Genomic DNA, 20,561 nt, shown 5'->3' with positions numbered 1-20,561 from the left:
CGCCTTACCCCTCGTCCGCGCCGCGCAGGCGCAGCTTGTTGCGCGCCTCCTGGGGGCTGAGCGCGCGGCCACCCATCCGCTCGATGATCTCGACCACGCGAGCGACCAGATCGCCGTTGGTCGCGGGCACGCCCCGGTCGAGCCATATGTTGTCCTCGAGCCCCACCCGCACATTGCCGCCAAGCGCCACGGCGGCGGCGGCCATCGGCATCTGCATCCGGCTGATCCCGAAGCTGGCCCAGCTCGCGCCGGGGGGCAGTTGAGCCTTCATCGCGGCCATCGTCTCGACCGTCTGGTCGGCGCCCCAGGGGATGCCGAGGCAAAGCTGGAACATCGGCGGCGCGTCGATCAGACCTTCCTCGATCATCGCCTTGGCGAACCGGATATGGCCCAGGTCGAACACCTCAAGCTCGGGCTTCACGCCCCATTCCTGGGTAAGCTGCGCCATCCGCCGCAGCGTCGGCGGGGTAGAGATGTAAATCTCGTCCCCGTTGCCGAAATTCAGCGTCCCGCAATCGAGCGAGCAGATCTCGGGCAGGCATTCCTTCACATGGGCCAGCCGTTCCTCGGGGCCGATCATGTCGGTGCCGGGGCCGGGCATCGACGGGTCGTCGGCCGAAGGAACCCAGTCGCCGCCCATGCCCGCGGTGAGGTTGATGACCAGGTCTGTATCGGAGGCGCGCACGAGGTCGACCGCCTGCTTGAACAGCGCCGGATCTCGCGACCCCTGCCCGGTCTCGGGGTCGCGCACGTGAAGATGCGCGATCGCCGCGCCGGCGCGGGCGGCCTCGATCGCGGCGTTCGCGACCTCCTCGGGGGTGACGGGGATATGCGGGCTCTTGCCCACGGTGGCGCCGGCCCCGGTCACGGCGCAGGTCACGATGACGTCGAAATTCATGGGCGGCCTCCTCGCTTGTCCTGGCGCCAATTCTGGACCCATGCGCGGCGCGGATTGTAGAAAATCGGCCATATGCTTGCCAGTCGTGACGAAAAATCTTACCACACGCCTATCATTTCCGGCTGGAGCGTCCCCATGTCCCATCCTGCCCCGGCACCGACGCGCCTTGTCCATGTGCTTCTGCCCCGGTTCAACATGCTGGCGCTGAACGGGCTGCGGGAACCGGCGCGCATCGCGAACTACCTGTCGCCCGCGCCGCGCTACCACAGCAGCCTGCACGCGGCGGACGGGCCGCGAATCATCGCCAGCAACGGGACGGAACTGCCCTGCGCGCCCCTGCCCGAGCGGCTCGATCGGCATGACATCATCTTCGTCTCCGGCAGCTGGGGAAGCGAGCATTACCGCAACCCGGCGCTGTTCTCGTGGCTGCGCCTCCAGGCGCGCGCGGGCCTTCGCATCTGCGCGGTCGATGTCGGCGCCTATATCCTGGCGCGCGCCGGGCTGCTTTCGGGCCGGCTGGCGACGCTGCACTGGTCCTACCTGCCCGGATTCCAGGAGGAGTTTCCCGATATCGACGTGGTCGAGCAGCTTTTCACGCAGGACGGCGCGATGATGACCTGTTCGGGCGGCACGGCGGGGATCGACCTGATGCTGACGCTGATCCAGAACACGCACGGCACGCCGCTGGCCGGGGAGGTCTCCGACCAGATGATGCACCACCCCGTGCGCCCCGATCACGCCCGCCAGCGCGTCACGCTGGGGCGCGGCACAAGCGAACTGCCCGGTCCGGTGCGCGCCACGGTCGATCTGATCGCCCGCAACATCAGCGAACCCCTGAAGGTGCCGGAAATCGCGCGCCGCGTCGGACTGTCCCAGCGCCAGTTGATCCGCGAATTTTCCAAGGTCATGGGGTGCAGCGTCGTGCAGTTCGCCCTGCTCATGCGGCTGCAACACGCGCGCGTCCTGCTGGTGACGACCGATCTCAGCATCCGCGACGTGTCCGCCGCGTCGGGGTTCAACTCGTTGGCGCATTTCGCCTATTCGTTCAAGAAATGCTTTGGCAAGCGGCCAAGCGACTACCGCCAGGCCTGGCCCGCCGACGAGGCAGAGCCGCACTGGCCCGGCACGCTCAGCAGCCTGCTCGATTCGATGGCCGTGGACGAACGCGCGCCGTGACGCGCCGCCGTCAGGCGGTGTCGCGCAAGGCGTTCAGCACCGCGACGATCCTGCGGTCCCGTTCGGCGGCCATGTCCGTGAAGTGCCGCCCCCTAGCCATCGCGTCGCAGCCCTCGACCATGCGGTCGCGCAATTCCTGCGTCAGCTCCGGCGCCTCGAGCCGCGTCCACGGCCATTTCAGCGCCGGGCCGAACTGGTCGAGATTGGTCGCCATCCCGCCTTCGCCGCAGGCCACGTGAAAGGCCATGCACTGCCCCTGCACCGCCATCCGGGGCGCGGGGCCGTTTTTCAGCGCGATGTCGATATCCTCCGGCGTGGCCTCGCCGTTGGCGACCATGTGCAACGCCTCGCGCCAGAGCGCCTCTTGCAGGCGCGTGGCGACAAAGCCGGGAACCTCCTTCTTCATCACCAGCGGCGCCTTGCCGGCGGTCTCGTAGAACGCCGCCGCCCAGGCGACCGCCTCGGACGCGGTGCGCTCGCCGCCGACGATCTCGACCAGCGGCAAGAGATAGGGCGGGTTGAACGGATGCCCGATCACGCAGCGCGCGGGCGTGGCGCAGTCGGCGGCGATCTCGGTCATCGTCAGCCCCGATGTGGACGACGCGATGACCACGTTCTCGGGCGCGATCTCGCCCAGGGTGGCGTAAAGCGCCTGCTTGAGATCCAGTCTCTCGGGCGCGCTTTCCTGTATGAATTCCGCGCCTTGCGCCGCTTCCTTCAGGTCCGAGGTCACGGTCAGCCGGTCCCGCGACGCCCCCCGCTCAAGGCCGAGCGCGGCGAGGCTCGTCCAGGCGGTGTCGATCACCGCCATCAGCGCGTCGCGCTCGGCCATGTCATGGATATGCGCGGTCACATCGTAGCCGCGCGCCAGGAAATGCGCGGCCCAGCCGCCCCCGATGGGCCCCGCGCCGATGGTGGTCACGCGGGTGGCGGCGCTCACATCGCGATACATGTTCATTCGCCCTTAAAATTCGGTTCACGCTTCTCGACGAAGGCCGCCACGCCCTCGGCGGCGTCGTCGGATTTGAGCATCTTGCGGTAGGTCGGCATCGGGTCGTTGCGCATCTTGTGGAACGCGCGCTCCAACGGGACGCATTCGATCTCGCGCTGGACCTCCTTCACCGCCTGCATCGCCAGCGGCGCGGACCAGGCGATCGACGCCGCCCACTCGCGGGCCGCCTCCATCAGTTTTTCCTTCGGCACGACCTTGTTGACGAGGCCGTAACGCGCCGCCTCCTCCGCGCCCATGCGGCGGCCGAGCAGGAACATCTCCATCGCGATGTTGTGCGGAATCCGGCGCGGCAGCCGTTGCAGCGCGCCCGCGTCCGGCACGATCCCGAGCGGCATCTCCGGCAGGCCGAACTCCACGTGATCCGCCGCGATGAGCAGATCGCACCCCATCGCCATCTCGAACCCGCCGCCGATGGCGTGCCCATTAAGAGCGGCGATCACAGGCTTGTTCAGAAACCAGTTTTCGGTGAGGCCGGTAAACCCGCCGGTGCCGTAATCGTCGCTTTCCCACCAGTTGTCGAGCTGCATCTCACCCGCGTTCAGCGCCTTCAGATCCCAGCCCGCGGAAAAGATCCGATCCCCCGCCGCGGTCAGGATCGCGCAGCGCAGATCCTTGTCCTTGTGCAGTTCCTGAAAGGCCGCGGCAAGCGCCCGAGAGGTGGGCACGTCGATCGCGTTCACCTTCGGCCGGTCGAGCGTGATTTCCAGCACATGACCGTCGCGCACTACCTTCACTTCGTCAGACATCACATTGTTCCTTCACTTGAATTCCGGTATGACCTCGTCACAGAAAAGCCGCAGCGACCGCTTCTGCTCTTCCAGGCCGAGCCCCATCGAGGCGTAGTAGATGAACTCGTCCACCCCGAGATCACGGTAACGTTGCAGCTTCTTCACCGCCTGGTCCGGCGTGCCGAACATCAGGTTCTCCTCGAGCATGGCGGGGTCGTATTGCTCGCGCCCCTTCAACTCATCCAGCGGGATCGACTTGGGGAAACCGTTGACCACGTCGCCGGCGTTGCGGAACAGGTTCTCGAACTGGCTCAGCACCGTACGGATCGCGTCGAGCGCCGCGGCGCGGTCGGCCTCGTTGTCGTAGATCGCCGCGTGACGCATCAGCGCGAAACGCGGAATCCAGCCGTTATCGGCCTTGGCGATGGCCTCGTCGAGGTGCCGCTTGTAAAGTTCGGCCTCTTCGAACGACCGGGTGAGCGGCCAGCAGTTGACGTGGCATTTCTCACGAATGGCGTAGTCGTAGGTGATGGGCGAGCGCGCCGCGACCCAGACCGGCACCTCCGGCTGCACGGGCTTGGGGACCGACGTGGCGGTCGGGAACTGCCAGTAGTCGCCATCATGCGCGTAGTCGCCCTGCCAGAGCGTGCGCACGACGGGCAGCATCTCCTGCATGTAGCGCCAGCCGTCGGACTGCTTCAGCCCCGGCTTCATGCGGTCGAACTCCCGCTGATAAGCGCCTGATCCGATGCCGAATTCCAGCCGCCCGCCGCTGATGAGGTCAAGGAACGCCGCCTCGCCCGCGAGGTTGATCGGGTGCCAGTATGCCGCCGTCGCCACCGCGGTGCCAAGCCGGATTCGGCTGGTGTTCTCGCCCCACCATGTCAGGATCTGGAACGGGTTGGGCGCGATCGTCATCTCGAGCGCGTGATGCTCGGCCGCCCAGGCGATCTCGAACCCGCCCTCCTCGGCCATCTGCACCATCTCGAGCGTGTGGCGCGCGACCTCCGCCATGTCGCGGCTGTCGTCGATCCGCTCGAGATTGATGGCGATGTGGAATTTCATCGGTTTGCTCCCTTGGGTTTCAATGCTCAGCGCATGACGAACGGATTGCCGACCGGCGTATCCGACGTGTTCATCCAGACGGTCTTGGGGCGGGTGTAGTCGTACATCGCCTGAAAGCCGCTCTCGCGGCCATAGCCCGATCCCTTGATCCCGCCGAACTCGGCGATGGGCGACACGGCGCGATAGGTGTTGACCCAGACGATCCCGGCGCGCACCGCCGATGACATGCGCAAGGAGCGCGCGCTGTCGCGGGTGAAAATCCCGGCGGCCAGCCCGTGTTCGGTATCGTTCGCAAGTTCAATAACTTCCGCCTCGCTCTTGAAGCGCTGCACGCAGAGGACCGGGCCAAACAGCTCGGTATCGACGATGCGCAGGTCCTGGCGCGGGCAGGCGACGATGGTGGGTTCGAAATAGAGCCCCTCCATCCCCGCCGGGCGCTCCCCGCCGGTCAGGATCTCGGCGCCTTCGCCGACCGCGTGCTTCAGCTCGCGCTCGATCGTGTCGCGCTGCCCGGTGGTGCAGAGCGGACCCATCTGGGTTTCCTCGGCCAGCGGGTCGCCGATACGGATCTCGCGGGCCTGCGCGATCATGCGCTCGAGAAATTCATCCGCGATCTCCTCGTGCAGGTAGAGCCGCGAGCCGGCGACGCAGCTCTGCCCGCTCGCGCCAAAAATGCCAGCGATCGAGGCGTTCACCGCGCTTTCGATATTGGCGTCCTCGAAGACGATGAAGGGCGATTTGCCGCCCAGTTCCAGGCTGACCTCGGCAAAGTTGTTCTTGGAATTCTCCAGCACATGCCGTGCCGCGCCCGGCCCGCCGGTGAAGGACACGCGCGAAACCAGCTTGTGCGCGGTAAGCGCGCGGCCGCAGGGCTCGCCGTGGCCGGTGACGATGTTGACGACGCCGGGCGGAAAGCCCGCCTGCTCGATCAGCCGCCCGAAATCGAGCATCGCGGCGCTGGCGTGTTCGCTGGCCTTGAGCACCACGGTATTGCCCGCCGCCAGCGCCGGGCCGATCTTGACCGCGACAAGGAAAAGCTGGCTGTTCCAGGGCACCACGGCGGCGACCACGCCCAGCGGTTCGCGCCTGGTGAACACGAACATTTCGGGCTTGTCGATGGGCAGGGTGTCGCCGCTGATCTTGTCGGCGGCGCCGGCGTAGAAGTGAAAGAACTCGGCGATGTATTTCGCCTGCCAGCGCGTTTCCTTGAGCATCTTGCCCGAATCGATGGTCTCGGTGCGGCCCAGCTCCTCGGACTTGTCGGCCAGCAGATCGCCCAGCCGGCGCAGGCATTTGCCCCGCTCGGACGGGGTCATGCGCGCCCAGTCGCCCTTGGTGAAGGCGTCATGCGCCGCGCGCACGGCGCGATCGACGTCCGCCTCGGTCGCCTCGGGGATGCGCGCCCAGACCGCCCCGGTGGCCGGGTTCACGCTGTCGAACGTGCCGCCGTCCGATGCGCCGCACCATGCGCCGTCGATCAGCATCTCGTAGTCGCGTATGTCGGACATGGGGCCGCACTCCTCTCTTTGCGCTGGATGAGTCCCACTTTTTCCAATTTCGCCCGACAGGATTTAGATTTTTGGCCAATGTCAGGCCAAATTTACCAAGTGCGGCGCGCCCGGCCCGGCCAATGTGCCTGCAGGAAACAAGGCGGGGGTGTCGAAATGCGGGAGCGGACGGAATCCGGAACGGTCACGGAGCGGAGCGGCGATCCCGGTGCGCCTTCGGTCGTTCTCGTTCATGGGCTCGGCATGCAGCAGGCGGCGTGGCAATGGCAGCGCCCCGCGCTGGAGGCCGGGTTCGACGTGATCACCTACGACCTCTTCGGGCATGGCGACAGCGCCGCCCCGCCCGAGGAGCCGTCCCTGTCGCTCCTGTCCGCGCAGCTTGGCGGCGTGATGGATCATTGGGGGATCGACCGCGCGGCGGTCGTCGGCTTCTCGCTGGGCGGGATGATCGCGCGGTGCTTCGCGCAGGACCACCCCGACCGCGTGACCGCGCTCGCGATCCTGCACTCGCCGCACCGGCGCAGCGCCGCCGCGCAGCAGGCGATCGTCGAGCGGGTCGAGACCGCTGCGACCGACGGCCCCGCCGCAACGATCGAGGCCGCGCTCGAACGCTGGTTCACCGACGATTTTCGCGCCGCCAACCCCGAGATGATGGACCGGGTGCGCGGCTGGGTGCTGGCCAATGACCGCGACGTCTATCCCCGGCTCTACCGCGTGCTCGCCACCGGCATCGACGAGATCGTGGCCCCCTCGCCCCCCATTGCCGCGCCCACGCTGGTCATCACCGGCGACGAGGATTACGGCAACGGCCCGGAAATGTCGCAGGCCATCGCCGCCGAGATCGAGGGCGCCGAACTGCTGATCCTCCGGGGGCTGCGTCACATGGCGCTGGCAGAGGATCCGGATGCGATCAACGCGCCGCTGGCGGATTTCCTCTCCCGCTGCCTGAAAGGCGGCGCCGCATGAGCGGGGGCGTTCTGCAAGGCGTGCGCGTGCTCGACCTGACGCGGATGCTGTCGGGGCCGTATTGCACGATGATGCTGGCCGATCACGGCGCCGAGGTGATCAAGATCGAAGGGCCGAACGGCGACACCAGCCGCGGCAACGGCCCCTGGCGCGACGACGACCCCGGCCGGGACTGGGCGGGCTATTTCGTCAGCCTCAAACGCGGCAAGAAAAGCGTCATGCTCGACCTCAAGACAGACGAGGGCAAGGCGGCGCTGCGCGCGCTCGTCGCCACCGCCGACGTGCTGGTCGAGAATTTCCGCCCCGGCGTGATGGAGCGGCTGGGCCTTGGCTACGAAGAACTCGCCGCGTTCAACCCGCGGCTGGTCTATGCCGCGATCCGCGGGTTCGGCGATCCGCGCAGCGGGCGCAGCCCCTATGCCGACTGGCCCTCCTACGACGTGGTGGCGCAGGCGATGGGCGGGATCATGTCGCTGACCGGCCCGGATGCCGACACGCCCACCAAGGTCGGACCGGGGATCGGCGATATCTTCGCCGGCATGATGATGGCCTTTGCCGTCGTCACGGCGCTGCGCCACGCCGAGGCCGCCGGCGAGGGGCAGTTCATCGACCTGGGCATGTATGACGCGATGGTGTCTCTGTGCGAACGCGCGATCTACCTGCACGACATGACCGGAAACACGCCCGGCCCCGAGGGCAACGGGCATCCCTTCCTCGCGCCCTTCGGCACCTTCCCCGCCAGCGACGGCGCGATCGCGCTCGGGATCGTGGACGATGCGTTCTGGCGCGTGCTGGCGGAGATCATCGGGCACGACGGGCTGGCGGACGATCCGCGCTTCGCCACGCGCGCCGCGCGCGCCGCCCACCGCGATGAGGTCAACCGCATCGTCGCCGACTGGTCGCGCGGCTTCACCAAGGCCGAACTGACCGAACTGCTGGGCGGCAAGCTGCCCTTCGGTCCGCTCAACTCCATTGCCGACATCATGGCCGATCCGCATATCGCCGCCCGCGACATGCTGGCCAACATCCCCCATCCCGACCCAGAGCGGCCCGGCTGGACGGTCGCCGCCAATCCGCTGCGGTTCTCGCACACGCCGGCGCCCGAACTGCGCACCCCGCCGGCGCTGGGACAGGACACCGACCGCTACCTGTCGGAAATGCCCCAGGTCCCCATGAGCGATCCGCAAAAGCGCGCGCTGCGCGACACGCTGGGCGCCTTCGCGACGGGCGTGACCGTGATCACCACCCGTCAGGCCGACGGCGCGCCGCGCGGGTTCACCGCCAATTCCTTCACCTCCGTGTCGCTCGACCCGCCGATGGTGCTGGTCTGCATCGGCAAGACGGCCCATAGCTGCGAGGTGTTCAAGACCGCGCCGCATTTCGCCGTAAACGTGCTGAGCGAAGAGCAGAAACAGGTCTCGGGCCTCTTCGCCTCGCGCGACCCGGACAAGTTCGCCAGGTGCGACTGGCAAAGCGGGACGGCGGACATGCCGCTGATCAGGGGCGCGCTCGCCGAGATCGTGTGCGAACGCGCGCGGCTGATCGACGCGGGCGATCATGTGATCCTGCTGGGCCAGGTCATCGATTTCAGCGCCTATGAAGGCAGGCCGCTGGGCTATTTCCGCGGCGCGTATGTGTCCGCGCGGCCCGAGGATGACCTCGTGTCGGCGATGTCCGAACTCAACCGGATCGAGATCGGCGCCGTGCTCGCCCGCGGGCGGCAGGTTTTGTTCCGCATCAGGGAGGACGGCTCCGCCAGCGTGCCCTTCGCCCCGCACCCGCATCCCAGCCTGCCCGGTCTCGAGACCCACCTCGCCAAACTGAGCGTCAACGCGCGGCTCGGGTTTCTCTACGGGGTCTACCAGGACAGCAAGACCAACAAGCATGTCATTTATTACCGCGGCACCGCCGAGGGATACGCGCCCGCCGGGTACAGGTTCTTCGATATCGACGACATGCCCCTGGACGATGTGCCCGACTCCGCCGAACGCAGCATGCTGCGCCGCTATTGCGAGGAATTTCGCCTGGGCGCCTTCGGCATCTACCAGGGGGATGAGACCACCGGCACGGTGCATCGCGTCGCCGCGCCGGGCAGGTCCTGACCACCGATCAGACGCAAGCGAAACATGAGAAAGGACCGAACATGTTCCCGGAACTGAGAAAGATCGTCACCTTCGACGAGGACATCCACCGCGAGGGCGAGAAACCCGCCGATCCGGTGCTGCGCATGATCGGCGTCGCCGCCGTGCTGCGCAACCCGTGGCGTGGACAGGGATATGTCGAGGATCTCGCGCCCGAGATCCAGCGCCTCGCCCCGCCGCTGGGCAAGGCGCTCACCGACCGGCTGATCGCGCTGGCAGGCTCGGGGGACGCGATCGAGGCCTACGGCAAGGCCTGCATCGCCGGCACGGATTGCGAGCTCGAGCACGCCTCGGCCCTCATCCACACGCTGCAATTCGGCAATTTCTACCGCGAGGCGGTCGGCGCCAAGAGCTATCTCGGCTTCACCAACACCCGCGGCCCGGCGAACACGCAGGTGCAGATCCCGTTGATGGACAAGCACGACACCGGGCGGCGCTCGCATTACCTGACGGTGCAGTTCTCGATCTACGACGCGCCCGCGCATGACGAGGTGGTCGTCGCGCTCGGGGCCGCGACCGGCGGGCGCCCGCACCACCGTATCGGGGATCGGTATTCCGACCTCAAGGCGTTGGGCCGCGACGTGGAGAACCCCGCCGGGGTAAAGTGACCTCGGGCTGAACCGCCCGCTCCTGCCCGCGCGCCGCCGCCTCGCCCCCCGATCACCGATGCGGGACGAGGTCCCGCTCACGGCGTCAAACCGCCATCAGGCGGGCTTGAACCACCACCGCTCGAGAAAGAGCCGCCCGTCGACCTCGTAGTTGTTCGAAACCTGCCCCATGCCCACCTTGTCGGAGACCGCGAAGACATCGTTGGCGAAGAACGGCACGACCACCCCGCCATCGTCGCGCAGCAGCGCCTGCATTTCCGCGTAGAGCGCCCCGCGCGTGGCCGGGTCCAGTTCCGAGCGCGCCTGCACGAGCAGGGAATCGAAACGGGCATTGTCCCACAGGGTGTCATTCCAGGACGCGCCCTTTGCGTAGGCTTGGGTGAATATGCTGTCCTGCGTGGCGTAGCCCGGCCAGTAGCAGGCGCAGAACGGTTTCTGCATCCAGACCTCGGACCAGTAGCCATCGCTCGGTTCGCGCTTCACGGTGATGTCGATCCCGGCGGCGGCGGCCTGTTCCTTGTAGAGAACGGCGGCGTCGACCGCGCCGGGAAAGGCCGCGTCGGAGGCGTGCAGCGTCAGCGCGACCGAGTCGAGCCCGGCCTGCTTCAGATGCCACCTGGCCTTGTCCGGGTCATGGGCGCGCTGCGCGAGGTCGGCGTCGAAATACGGATAGGCGGAGCTGATGGGGTGATCGTTGCCGACCTGCCCATGACCGAACAGGATTGTCTGCAACATCGCCTCGCGGTCGAGCCCCAGCTTGACCGCCATGCGGACATGGTTGTCGTCGAAGGGCGCGGCGTTGGTGTGCATTGGAAAGGTGTAATGCGTCTTGCTCTCGACCTCGTGCACGTCGATGCCCGCCAGTTCCCTGAGCCGCGCGGCGGTCTTCAACTCGACACGGTCCATGCCGTCGATCGCGCCCGTGCGCAGCGCGTTGGTGCGCGCGGTCACGTCCTTGATCGAGATGAGTTCCGCGCTGTCGAAATGGCCGCGCTCCGCGTTCCAGTAATCCGGATTCCTCTCGAACGTGGCGCGCACGCCAGGCTCGAAACCGGTCAGCTTGTAGGCGCCCACGCCCACGCCGTCCTCGAAGGCGAGGCTGCCATCGGCGCGCGCGGCGTAGATCGGAAAGTTGAAGCTGCTGAGCTTGAACGGAAAATCGGCGTCTCCGCCGCTCAGTTCGACCACCACGCGGTCCGGCCCGTCCGCCTTGACGTCGGTGATCGCCGCGACCATCGTCTTGGCGGAGGAACTGGAGTCCTCGCCTCGGTGATGGTTAATCGACGCGATGACGTCGTCTGTCGTCAGCGGCTTGCCATCATGGAACGTGACCCCCTGGCGCAGCTTGAACGTCCAGATCCGCGCATCGGGCGTCGCGTCCCATTCGGTGGCCAGCTTGGGTATGAGGCGGCCGTCGGTATCCACCTCGGTCAGCGTGTTGGTCACCGCGTAATGCGTCGCCGACAGCAGCCCGTTCAGCACCTTGCCCGGATCGAGCACATCGGTGCTGCTGCCATGCCCGATACCGAACCGCATGTGCCCGCCCCTGACCGGCGTGGCGGCAAGGGCGCGGTCCGCGAGGACGGTGGCGGCGCTCAGCGAAACCCCTGTCGACAGCGCGCGCTGGATGAAGGCGCGGCGCGACAGGGCGGTGGCGGATCCCGGCGGTGCGGGTCTTGGGTGGATACGGTATGTCATGGTCTGGCTCCTGTTGGGATTGCGCCGGCGCATTCGTGTGCGCCGGCTATTATGTCTAGACATATTCCGGCTCAGCCGGGGGCGACCTCGCGGCCATAGACGGTCGCGTTGACCTCCGGATCGCCGACGATCCCGGGTTCGTCCTCGTAGACGAAGACGCCCATGACGCGCGTCGACGGTCCCGCGACCGGAGAGACGCGGTGCAACGAATTGCAGCCGCGGAAGATGCAGAGCGCGCCCGCCTCGCGCGCCACCGACACGACGTCTTCGGGACACTCGCCCAGTAGAACGCGGCGGACGTAGTCGTGATTTTCGTCGTCATCGGTGCGGGTGTTCGGCGCCATCTCGAAATCGCCGCCGGACTCGGACGCCTGAAGCATGAGCGTCATGGTGAAGGCGTTGACGGAATCGAAATGCCACGCGGAGCGATCGCCCGTTTCATAGCAGAGCAGGTTGACGGGCTGGCAGGGATCCTCGTTGTCGAAAAGGCGGTCGCGCCCCACGATCCCGGCGACCATCCGGCGGACCGGTTCCCAGTGGTAGAGCAGCTTTACCGGGCAATCGTCCGGGAACTGGTCATAGGCGAGCATCCGCGTGCTGGCCTCGAGCATGATGTTGCGCGGGTGATCGTCGGGCAGCGACGGATCGCCCTGCCGGTGCAGGTAGCAGTTGCGCCGCGAACTGTTGTGATGCGCGCGCGGCAGCGCGGCAAGCGCGTCGGCCACGGCCCTTTCGCGGGCGGCGGGCAGGATGAAGTCGGGCAGAGAGACGTACTGCCTTTCGTCCAGCTCCCGCCGGAGTCGTCCGACCAGGTCCGACCATGCCGGGCTGTCCGGATCCATGATCGGATAGGCGTCGAGGTTAACGATTTCTTCCGGGCGCATTTCGGCGGTCCTTTCCTGCTGCGGCGGCGATGACTCGAAACGCTTCCATAAATTTGTTGGACGCTCAACAAATAAATTGCATCGACCTGCCGATCCGCTAGAGTGACGGCCGCCCAGCAGCAGGAGCCCAACGTGCCCGAAATATCCCCCACCCGCCAGGCGACGCGCCCGCGCACCCATGCGGAAATCAATGAATTCAGACGCAAATCCTTTGTTGAAGGCGCGCTGCGTTCGCTTGCCGAAAAGGGCGTCTCCGGGACCACGGTAAGCACCATCTGCAAGGCGGCGGGCAGCTCGCGCGGCTTGCTCGGGCATTACTTCCAGAGCAAGGACGACGTCATGGTCGCCGCGCTCGAACACCTGTTCGGAGGCATATCCGAATCGGTCCAGCGCGCGCTGGACGCCTGTGATGGCCCGGCCGCCGACAAGCTGCTGAGCATGCCCGCCGCGCTTTTCGCCGCGCCGGCCTTCAGCGACCTGAACCGCACCGCGTTCCTCGCGCTCTGGCACGAGACCCGATTCAACCCGCGCGTCCGGGCCGCCAACCGGCAGCTTTATCGCGGGTACATCGCCCGGACCGAGCGTCTGGTCGCCGCCGCCGCGGCGGAAACCGGCGCGGAGATCGACGCGCGGCAGGTCGCGCTCGGGTTCATCGCGCTGTCGGACGGCCTGTGGCTGGGGCTGTCGATCCATGACGACGTGATGACCGGCGAGCAGGCCATCGGCATGTGCCGGGATTATCTGCGCCGCGAGTTGCGAATCGAATAAGCCCGCCCCCTGCCCCGCGCCGTGCTCAGGCGCCGCAGTGGCGATCGACGACGCGCTGCACCATCGGGGCGAAATGGGCGAAATCGGGGGTTCGCATGTCCGCGTGCTTGCCCGCGTCGTCGAGGTAGCGCACCGCGATGATCTCTTTGAGGTTGGGGTTCTGTTCGAATTCCGCCACCTCATCGGCGCTCATCGGGCCGCCCTGAAGGTTCAATGAATGCACCGACGCCTCGGACAGCCGCGCGAAATAATCGGGCCGGGTGGCGCAGAGATAGCGTTTCGCGGCGACGTGGTGGCGCACGCAGTCGATGACGAGGCGCGGAAAGAACCCTTCGAGCACCGCGGCGCCGGCGTCCTCGTGGTGGCGATCCTCGGTGTCGTCCATTCGGAACATGCCGAATTCGGAGGTGAAATGCCCGATGTCGTGAAGGAGCGCCGCGACGACGATGACCTCGTCGCGGCCCGCCTCCTCGGCCAGCGTCGCGCCTTGCAGCATGTGCTGGGCCATCGTCACCGGCTCGCCCAGGTACTCCTCGCCGCCGCGACGTTCGAAAATGTCGGCGAGGAAGGGCACGATCGTCTGCCGGGTGAGGGTCGGCGCGTCGCTCATCGCCCCGCCTCCAGCACAGCGAGCGTGGAGCGCAGCCCGTCCATGTCCGCGTAGCAGCCCTGCAACCAGCGCGTGCCGCTGCCGGAATAGCCCTTGCGCGCGTGCAGCACGCGGGTGTTGTTCACCACGAACGCCTCGCCCGGGTCCAGCCGGAACGTGACCTCCATGGCGGGATCGTCGATGATCTCGCCCATGCGGCGATAAGCAGCGTAGTAGGTGGGCATGTCGTCGAAAGGCACATCGGTGATCGCCGCCGCCGAGCGGTTGTTGAAGCGCACGCCGATCAGTTCGCCATCGGGGGCGAGCTCGATCATCGGGCGGCGCGAGCGCAGGCAGACCCCGTCGCCGCCGGCGTATTCGAACCGCGCGCAATGCCGGCTGAGCACGTCGAACCATTCGGGGTTCTCGTCCCGCAGCCGCTGCGCCACGGCAAAGCCGTCCACGACCATGTTCTCACCCCCCGCGGCCGAGCTTTCGAGGCAATAGAGCACCTGGACCGTTGGAACGGGATCGCGGTAGGGATTGTCGGTATGCGCCTGAAGCCCGAGCCCGGTATAGGCGAGGTTGGTGGGATTCACCTCGGTGCGGACCTCGAACTTGCGCCCGTAATTCGTCTCGCGCACATGGCCGAAGAGATCCACGACCTTGAACAGCGCGCCGTCCTCCACCGGCCCGCCGGTCAGCCGGGCAAAGCCAAGGCGCGCGATCTGCGCCAGCCAGTCCCGCCGCGCGGCCGGGTCGGCCGAGACCTCGCCAAAATCGCCGGTCGGCGCCGCGTTCATCAGCGCGCTGTCCCATGTTTCCACCACGGGCGCGGTCCAGCCCGGCGCGCGGTCATCGGCGCGATCATAGGCGTGGCGGGCAAGCCAGCCAGTATCGAACGCGATCGTCTTGCCCTCGGGCGCGAAGGTCAGGCGAAGCGTGTCGTCCGCCTGTTCCGCGGCCTCGATCCGCGTATCTTCGGGGATGTCCCGCAGCGCGATCAGACGCTGGCCGTTGCCGGGCGCGCGCGTCTCCTCATCCTGGGCATTGTCGCGCAACCAAACGGCGTGAAAGCGCAGCGGCCCCTCCGAGCCGGAGAGGGTGAGTATCCGTCCGTCGTCCGAGACGTCGAGAGCATGTCGGGTCATGCGGAACCTTTCCTTCACAGGGGATTTCGGCTTGCAGCGTCACATGGGCCGGGCATAAAAACAATGGACAAGTTCTTCGCCTGAGAGGTCGATTTCCTTATGCCTGAATCTCCCTTCGGCGGCGTGCCGCTTGAATGGGTCCGCGCCTTCGAGGCCGCCGGGCGCACCGGCAGTTTCACCGCGGCGGCGCGCGACCTGAAGGTAACGCAGGCCGCCGTGAGCCAGCGGATCGGCGCGCTCGAGGCGCGCATTGGCCGACCGCTTTTCCTGCGCGGGGCGCGGGGGATCGCGCTGACGGTGGACGGCGAAACCTGGCTTCCTTATGTCTCGACCGCGCTTCGCGACCTCGGCGACAGCTATGACGAGATATTCGGGTTGCGGCAGGACGCGCTGACCATCTCGGCCAGCGCCTCGGTGATCGAATTGTGGCTGGCGCCGCGGCTCGGGCGCGGCGGGGCGGGACCGCGCCCGCAACTGGTCTTTTCGACCCGGGTCCTGCCCGGATCGGCCCGACACCAAGGCGCGGCGGTGCGCATCGATTACGGAACCGGCGAAGGTCCGGCGCATCTCGGAGTTCCGCTCTTTCGTGAGGCGCTCTGCCCGGTGGCCGCGCCGGAGCTTACGGCGGGCGCGAAGCGGTGGCAGGATTTGCCGCGCATCGGTCTCTCGGGACCGCGGCCGGGCTGGCAGGATTGGGCGCGGTTCAGCGGCGACCCGGCGACGCCGGTGCCGGCGCTGCGCTTCGACAGTTTCGCGGCCGCGCTGGCGGCGGCGGTGGCGGGCGAAGGTGTGCTGCTCGCTTCGCTGCCGCTGGCCCGCGCCGCGCTCGGCTCCGGCGCGGTCGCGCCGCTTGCCCGGCGCCCGCTGGAGCCGCCGCAGACCTACTGGATGCAGGCCGACCGGGACGCCGTGGGCAAGACGCTCTGGCGGCGGCTCTGCGCGCTTTTCCAGGAACGCTGAGCGCCCGCTACGGGCTCAGCGATGCCGCCACGCCTGCGTGCGCCCGATGATGCCGCGCGAGGCGATCAGGTGCAGAATTCGCGCGCCCGCGTTGGTGTAGAAGATCATCATCCCCATCGCCGCCGCCGGCGCGATGTCGCCCGCGTCATCCATGTTCAGCACCGCGACGGACGCCAGCGCCGTGTCATGCGAATAGAGGAACACGACCGCCGACACCGTCGTCATCGCGTTGACGAAGAGGTAGATCGAGATGTCGAGGATCGCGGGCAGGCAGACCGGCACGGTGACGCGGGAAAACAGTTTCAGCGTCGGCTGCTTCAACGAGGCCGACACGCTCTCGAACTCGCGGTCCATCTGTTGCAGCGCGGTCGTCGCGGTCAGGTGCGACACGGTGTAGAAGTGCGTGACCGTACACACGACGAGGATCGTCATCGTGCCGTAGATGAAGTTGAACGGGTTCTCGGGGTTGTTGAAGAAGAAGATATAGGCCAGCCCCAGCACCATGCCGGGGATCGCCATCGGCATCATCGCGAACATCTGGAAGATCGTGCGCCCCGTGCGGAAGCCGTTCGATTTCTCGACGAGGTAGGCGCCGAAGAACACCACCGCCGTCCCGAAAACCGCGGTCAGCAGGCCCAGCTTGATGGAGTTGAAATAGGCCGCCCATCCGCCGCCGTCCATGCGGTTGAACCGGTAGTTGTTGAGGCTGAAGCTGAGGTCGTAGGGCCAGAACTTTACCAGCGCGGCGAACTGGCAGACGGCGAGGATACCGACGATGAACACCGCGACGAGGCAGGAATAGACGAAGAAGATGCTGTCGGTCCGCCGGTTCGGCGTCGGCTCGTAGGGCACCGAGCGCGCGGACAGCAGCGCCACCTGTTTCGACTGCACGTAGCGGTCGAGCGCGAAGGCCAGGAGCGCGGGCAGCACCAGCACGACGGACACGACTGCGCCCATCTCGAAATTCTGCTGGCCGATCACCTGTTTGTAGATGTCGACCGCCAGCACGTTGAACTGCCCGCCGATCACCTTGGGCAGGCCGAAGTCGGTGATCACGAGGTTGAACACCACGAAGGCCGCCGAGACGAGCCCATAGCGCGCGCCCGGCACCGTCACCGTCCAGAAGGTGCGCCAGGCGCTCGCCTTCAGCGACACCGAGGCCTCGTAGAGCCGCGCGTCCGAGATCGCCAGCGCCGTCGATATGATGATGAACGCATGCGGGAAGGTGAAGAACACCGAGCCGATCACGATCCCGATCGGGCCGTAGATCTCGGCCCCCATGAGAAGCTCCTTGAGAAAGCCCTGGTTGCCGAAGAGATAGACCAGCGCGATCCCCGGCAGCAGCGACGGCACAAGGATCGGGGCCATCGCGATCAGACGGAACACCCCCTTGAAGCGCATGCAGGAGCGGTTGAGGGCGTAGGCGAACCAGAAGGCGAGACTGACGGTCACGATCGTGCTGATCACCGCGATCATGACCGAGTTCTTGATCGAATCCGAGAGCGCGGGCGTCGAGAAATAGGTCTTGAAGTTGCCAAGCCCGTAGGATTGCTCCGGGCGCAGCTGCACGCGGCGGAACGTGTTGCTGTCCAGCTCCAGCCATTCGGTCCCGGTGTGCAGCGTCGAGCCGACGAGAAAGCGGCCGTCCTCCTGGTTGGAGCGGATGCGATACATGACCGGGCTGCGGAAGCTGAAATCGGGGAAGAACTGCGTCACCCCCAACCGCCCGTCCGAGCCGGCGATGAAGTCCAGCCCCTCGACCACGCCGAGGCGTTCGTTCAGCGTTTCGAACGTCACGGGTTCCGAGAAATTCGCGCCGCTCTCGTCGCTTACCTGGACCTCGAACGCGGCGAGGTCGAAGCGGAAGGTCGAAACCGATTTCGACAGCATTGCGTAGAGCGGCAGGACCATCGACACCAGAAGGTAGAGGCCGATCACGATCATGCTCGCGCGCATGATCAGGTCGTCGCGCGACAGCTTGCCCTTGATGTTCTTGCCCTCGGGGATCGTGTAGGCGGCGTCGCTCATGGTTCAGCCCTCCGGTCGATCAAAGGCCATCAGGCGCGATTTCGGCAGTTCGACGGTCATTCGCCCGCCCTCGCGCACGTCGAGCCGGCGCACCGCGTTCATCGAGAAATCGGCGTAGAGGTTCCCATCCTTGAAGCAGGCGTGTTTCAGCGTGCAGCGCCAGAACGAGCCGAGGAATTCCATTTCGGCGACATCGACCTCGAGCGCGTTGGCCTCGGTTTCGATCTTGTCGTCGCCGCCGGGCTCATGCGCGCGCGCGCCATGGGGGATCACGTCCTCGGGACGGATCGCGGCGACGATCGCGTGTCCCTTGGGGAAGTCATGGGAGGCCAATTGCATCACCACGCCGCCGATGTCGATCTGCGCCTCGCCGCCTGCGGTGGCCGGGATCTGGTTCATCTCGCCGATGAAATCCGCCACGAAAAGCGTCTGCGGCCGGCGGTAGACGTCCGTCGGCGTGCCGACCTGTTCGATCACGCCGTGGTTCATCACGACGATCCGGTCGGCCATGGTCAGCGCCTCTTCCTGGTCGTGGGTCACCATCACGGTGGTCACGCCCAGCTTGCGCTGAAGCTCCTTGATCTCGTGGCGCAGGTGGACGCGCACCTTGGCGTCGAGCGCGGAGAGCGGCTCGTCCAGCAGCAGGAGGCCGGGATTGGTGGCGATGGCGCGGGCCAGCGCGATGCGCTGCTGCTGCCCGCCCGAGAGCTGCGCGGGATACTTGCGGCCCTGGTCGGGCAGGCCGACGAGTTGGAGCAGGCTGGCGACGCGCTCCTTGATCTCGGCCTTGCTGCGCCCCGTATTCTCTAGCCCGTAGGCGACGTTGCGTTCGATGGTCAGGTTCGGGAACAGCGCGTAGGACTGGAACACGATGCCGAAATCGCGCTGCGAGGGCGGCAGGTTCGACACGTCGCGTCCGCCCTGCTCAACGGTTCCGCGGGTTTGCAGGTCAAGCCCGGCGATGGCCCGCAGGAGCGTGGTCTTGCCACAGCCCGAGGGGCCGAGGAAACAGATGAATTCACCATCCTCGATCCGCAGTGATATATCCCTGAGCGCGACGAATTTCCCGAAGGCTTTCCAGAGATTTTCGATCTTCAGGTAGGGATCGGGGCGATGTTCCGCGTCGCGCACTTGATCATCCTCATTCATGGTATTTGAAAAACGCCGATCGGGTCGCGCTTGGCCGGGCGGGCTGTGGCGCGGGGGACGTCGGCTTGGCGCGGGGACGGGCGCAAGACCCGCCCCCGGCGCCGGCGATCACTGGGGATCGGATTTGCTGCCGTAGCGGCTCTGCCACTCTTCGAGGATGCGCGCGCGGTTGTTCGCGGCGAACTCGAAATCGTTGTCGATCATCGCATCGAGCAGACCTTCGGGGAAATGCTCAACCGGCTTGGCGACGCCCGGATAGGCGACCACGGCATAGCCGACGTTATACATCTCGCTCGCTTCCTTGGTGACCGTGAAGTCGATCAGCTTCTGCGCCGCTTCGGGATGTGCGGTGCCGGCGACGATGGCGCTCGCCTCCATGTCCCAGCCGACGCCCTCGGACGGCACGACGATCTCGATCGGGCCGCCGGCGGCCTTGGACTTGGCGCCGCGGAAGGCAAAGGAGATGCCGATCGGGATTTCGCCCGAGGCCGCCATCTTGCACGGGGCCGAGCCGGAATGCGTGTAGCGCGCGATATTCTCGTGCAGCGCGTCCATGTAGGCCCAGCCCTCTTCTTCGCCGAAGATCTGCAGCCAGCTCGACACGTCGAGGAAGCCGGTGCCGGACGAGGCCGGATTCGGCATGATGACGTGGCCCTCATATTGCGGGTCGGTCAGGTCCTTCCACGAGGACGGCATGTCAAGGCCGAGCTTCTCGCTCTCGATGGTGTTGACGCAAACGGCCGCCACCCAGGCGTCCATCCCGACCCATGCGGGCGGGTTGTCCTTGTCGACGAACTTGGGATCGAGCTCGTCCACGCCTGCGGGCGCGTAGGGCTCGAGCATGCCTTCGGACTTCAGCAGCAACAGCGATGTGGCCGCCAGCCCCCAGACCACGTCGGCCTGCGGGTTGTCCTTTTCCGCCAACAGCTTGGCGGTGATGACGCCGGTCGAATCACGGACCCAGTTGACGGTGATGTCCGGGTGGCTCTTGTTGAAGGTTTCGGCGTAACGCGGGAGGTCTTCGGCCTCGATCGCGGTGTAGACCGTCAGCTCGGTCTCGGCCAGGGCTCCGGTCGCGGCGAGCGCGGCGGCCGCCGCCCCGATCAGCGTCTTTCTAAATTGATTCATGTTTTATCTCCTCTGTTGTTCTCGGTGGCTCCGGTTCCGGGCCTTGTGGTCTGGCGATACTCTTACAAAGTAACGCGAGAAGCATAATCGATATTTCCTACCGG

General features: G+C 66.7%; 18 protein-coding genes. 6 read left to right on the top strand and 12 right to left on the bottom strand.

All coding sequences use genetic code 11. The features are described 5' to 3' along the window. Positions 1-4: 4 nt before the first annotated feature. Positions 5-898: a beta-keto acid cleavage family enzyme gene (locus tag D6850_RS04495; protein WP_121164168.1), complete on the bottom strand. Its 894-nt coding sequence runs from the start codon at positions 896-898 to the stop codon at positions 5-7. Positions 899-1,033: 135 nt separating this feature from the next. Here D6850_RS04495 and D6850_RS04490 point away from each other — a divergent pair, with 135 nt between their 5' ends. After that, the gene (locus D6850_RS04490) at positions 1,034-2,074 is read left to right on the top strand and encodes a GlxA family transcriptional regulator (RefSeq protein ID WP_121164166.1); all 1,041 of its coding nucleotides are present in this window, start codon (positions 1,034-1,036) and stop codon (positions 2,072-2,074) included. Between the two features lie 10 nt (positions 2,075-2,084). Here the strand turns inward: D6850_RS04490 and D6850_RS04485 are convergent, their stop codons facing one another. From D6850_RS04485 to D6850_RS04470, 4 genes are read right to left on the bottom strand one after another with little or no spacing between them, the layout of a single operon-like run. Continuing rightward, a complete protein-coding gene (locus D6850_RS04485; protein WP_121164164.1) occupies positions 2,085-3,032 on the bottom strand; it encodes a 3-hydroxyacyl-CoA dehydrogenase NAD-binding domain-containing protein in 948 nt (315 codons plus the stop codon). After that, positions 3,029-3,832 carry a carnitinyl-CoA dehydratase gene (locus D6850_RS04480; RefSeq protein ID WP_121164162.1) on the bottom strand — a complete coding sequence of 268 codons (804 nt, stop codon included), beginning with the start codon at positions 3,830-3,832 and terminating at the stop codon, positions 3,029-3,031. The genes D6850_RS04485 and D6850_RS04480 overlap by 4 nt, the downstream gene beginning before the upstream one ends. A 12-nt stretch (positions 3,833-3,844) precedes the next feature. Further along, on the bottom strand, positions 3,845-4,879 hold the full coding sequence (locus D6850_RS04475; RefSeq protein WP_121164160.1) for an LLM class flavin-dependent oxidoreductase: 1,035 nt from the start codon (positions 4,877-4,879) through the stop codon (positions 3,845-3,847). Positions 4,880-4,905: 26 nt separating this feature from the next. Then, complete coding sequence (locus D6850_RS04470; RefSeq protein WP_121164158.1) at positions 4,906-6,387, bottom strand: aldehyde dehydrogenase; 1,482 nt, start codon at positions 6,385-6,387, stop codon at positions 4,906-4,908. 156 nt (positions 6,388-6,543) lie between these two features. On the opposite strand from D6850_RS04470, the gene D6850_RS04465 reads away from it, so the two are divergent. The 3 genes from D6850_RS04465 to D6850_RS04455 are packed head-to-tail and all read left to right on the top strand — an operon-like array spanning position 6,544 to position 10,102. Next, positions 6,544-7,353 (top strand): alpha/beta fold hydrolase, encoded by an 810-nt coding sequence (locus D6850_RS04465; RefSeq protein WP_121164156.1) that lies wholly within the window; start codon positions 6,544-6,546, stop codon positions 7,351-7,353. Next, complete coding sequence (locus tag D6850_RS04460; RefSeq protein ID WP_121164154.1) at positions 7,350-9,455, top strand: CoA transferase; 2,106 nt, start codon at positions 7,350-7,352, stop codon at positions 9,453-9,455. Before D6850_RS04465 ends, D6850_RS04460 begins: the two co-directional genes overlap by 4 nt. Positions 9,456-9,496: 41 nt before the next feature. Next, positions 9,497-10,102, top strand: a complete 606-nt coding sequence (locus D6850_RS04455; protein WP_121164152.1) for an amino acid synthesis family protein — start codon at positions 9,497-9,499, stop codon at positions 10,100-10,102. A 96-nt stretch (positions 10,103-10,198) separates the two neighbouring features. Here the strand turns inward: D6850_RS04455 and D6850_RS04450 are convergent, their stop codons facing one another. Then, positions 10,199-11,800, bottom strand: a complete 1,602-nt coding sequence (locus D6850_RS04450; protein ID WP_121164150.1) for an ABC transporter substrate-binding protein — start codon at positions 11,798-11,800, stop codon at positions 10,199-10,201. Between the two features lie 71 nt (positions 11,801-11,871). Continuing rightward, positions 11,872-12,684: a HalD/BesD family halogenase gene (locus tag D6850_RS04445; RefSeq protein WP_166433985.1), complete on the bottom strand. Its 813-nt coding sequence runs from the start codon at positions 12,682-12,684 to the stop codon at positions 11,872-11,874. Between the two features lie 132 nt (positions 12,685-12,816). Here D6850_RS04445 and D6850_RS19230 point away from each other — a divergent pair, with 132 nt between their 5' ends. Next, positions 12,817-13,452, top strand: coding sequence for a TetR/AcrR family transcriptional regulator (locus D6850_RS19230; RefSeq protein WP_166433984.1), 636 nt, complete (start codon positions 12,817-12,819; stop codon positions 13,450-13,452). Positions 13,453-13,477: 25 nt separating this feature from the next. Here the strand turns inward: D6850_RS19230 and tmpB are convergent, their stop codons facing one another. Together tmpB and tmpA are read right to left on the bottom strand one after the other, a co-directional pair. Next, on the bottom strand, positions 13,478-14,062 hold the full coding sequence (gene tmpB / locus D6850_RS04435; protein ID WP_121164144.1) for a (R)-1-hydroxy-2-trimethylaminoethylphosphonate oxygenase: 585 nt from the start codon (positions 14,060-14,062) through the stop codon (positions 13,478-13,480). Further along, the gene (tmpA, locus tag D6850_RS04430; RefSeq protein ID WP_121164142.1) at positions 14,059-15,192 is read right to left on the bottom strand and encodes a 2-trimethylaminoethylphosphonate dioxygenase; all 1,134 of its coding nucleotides are present in this window, start codon (positions 15,190-15,192) and stop codon (positions 14,059-14,061) included. The genes tmpB and tmpA overlap by 4 nt, the downstream gene beginning before the upstream one ends. A gap of 99 nt (positions 15,193-15,291) precedes the next feature. Between tmpA and D6850_RS04425 the strand changes: the two genes are divergently transcribed. Further along, positions 15,292-16,152, top strand: coding sequence for a LysR family transcriptional regulator (locus tag D6850_RS04425; protein ID WP_121164139.1), 861 nt, complete (start codon positions 15,292-15,294; stop codon positions 16,150-16,152). Between the two features lie 15 nt (positions 16,153-16,167). Here D6850_RS04425 and D6850_RS04420 read toward each other — a convergent pair whose 3' ends face one another. The 3 genes from D6850_RS04420 to D6850_RS04410 form a co-directional block, all read right to left on the bottom strand. Then, positions 16,168-18,180 carry a putative 2-aminoethylphosphonate ABC transporter permease subunit gene (locus tag D6850_RS04420; protein ID WP_121164137.1) on the bottom strand — a complete coding sequence of 671 codons (2,013 nt, stop codon included), beginning with the start codon at positions 18,178-18,180 and terminating at the stop codon, positions 16,168-16,170. Between the two features lie 3 nt (positions 18,181-18,183). After that, positions 18,184-19,329, bottom strand: coding sequence for a putative 2-aminoethylphosphonate ABC transporter ATP-binding protein (locus D6850_RS04415; RefSeq protein ID WP_121164135.1), 1,146 nt, complete (start codon positions 19,327-19,329; stop codon positions 18,184-18,186). 108 nt (positions 19,330-19,437) lie between these two features. Next, on the bottom strand, positions 19,438-20,457 hold the full coding sequence (locus tag D6850_RS04410) for a putative 2-aminoethylphosphonate ABC transporter substrate-binding protein (RefSeq protein ID WP_121164133.1): 1,020 nt from the start codon (positions 20,455-20,457) through the stop codon (positions 19,438-19,440). Positions 20,458-20,561: the final 104 nt, after the last annotated feature.

It is taken from the genome of Roseovarius spongiae (assembly GCF_003651245.1).
In the GTDB taxonomy this organism is placed as follows: Bacteria; Pseudomonadota; Alphaproteobacteria; order Rhodobacterales; family Rhodobacteraceae; genus Roseovarius; species Roseovarius spongiae.
This window is presented reverse-complemented; position numbering and strand designations above follow the sequence as displayed.

Coding starts and splice junctions, on each gene's coding strand:
- D6850_RS04450 (WP_121164150.1), bottom strand. CDS start 11,800: ATGACATACCGTATCCACCCAAGACCCGCACCGCCGGGATCCGCCACC.
- tmpB (WP_121164144.1), bottom strand. CDS start 14,062: ATGAGCGACGCGCCGACCCTCACCCGGCAGACGATCGTGCCCTTCCTC.
- D6850_RS04485 (WP_121164164.1), bottom strand. CDS start 3,032: ATGAACATGTATCGCGATGTGAGCGCCGCCACCCGCGTGACCACCATC.
- D6850_RS04410 (WP_121164133.1), bottom strand. CDS start 20,457: ATGAATCAATTTAGAAAGACGCTGATCGGGGCGGCGGCCGCCGCGCTC.
- D6850_RS04480 (WP_121164162.1), bottom strand. CDS start 3,832: ATGTCTGACGAAGTGAAGGTAGTGCGCGACGGTCATGTGCTGGAAATC.
- D6850_RS04495 (WP_121164168.1), bottom strand. CDS start 898: ATGAATTTCGACGTCATCGTGACCTGCGCCGTGACCGGGGCCGGCGCC.
- D6850_RS04420 (WP_121164137.1), bottom strand. CDS start 18,180: ATGAGCGACGCCGCCTACACGATCCCCGAGGGCAAGAACATCAAGGGC.
- D6850_RS04460 (WP_121164154.1), top strand. CDS start 7,350: ATGAGCGGGGGCGTTCTGCAAGGCGTGCGCGTGCTCGACCTGACGCGG.
- D6850_RS04465 (WP_121164156.1), top strand. CDS start 6,544: ATGCGGGAGCGGACGGAATCCGGAACGGTCACGGAGCGGAGCGGCGAT.
- D6850_RS04490 (WP_121164166.1), top strand. CDS start 1,034: ATGTCCCATCCTGCCCCGGCACCGACGCGCCTTGTCCATGTGCTTCTG.
- D6850_RS04445 (WP_166433985.1), bottom strand. CDS start 12,684: ATGCGCCCGGAAGAAATCGTTAACCTCGACGCCTATCCGATCATGGAT.
- D6850_RS04455 (WP_121164152.1), top strand. CDS start 9,497: ATGTTCCCGGAACTGAGAAAGATCGTCACCTTCGACGAGGACATCCAC.
- D6850_RS04470 (WP_121164158.1), bottom strand. CDS start 6,387: ATGTCCGACATACGCGACTACGAGATGCTGATCGACGGCGCATGGTGC.
- D6850_RS04425 (WP_121164139.1), top strand. CDS start 15,292: ATGCCTGAATCTCCCTTCGGCGGCGTGCCGCTTGAATGGGTCCGCGCC.
- D6850_RS04415 (WP_121164135.1), bottom strand. CDS start 19,329: ATGAATGAGGATGATCAAGTGCGCGACGCGGAACATCGCCCCGATCCC.
- D6850_RS04475 (WP_121164160.1), bottom strand. CDS start 4,879: ATGAAATTCCACATCGCCATCAATCTCGAGCGGATCGACGACAGCCGC.
- tmpA (WP_121164142.1), bottom strand. CDS start 15,192: ATGACCCGACATGCTCTCGACGTCTCGGACGACGGACGGATACTCACC.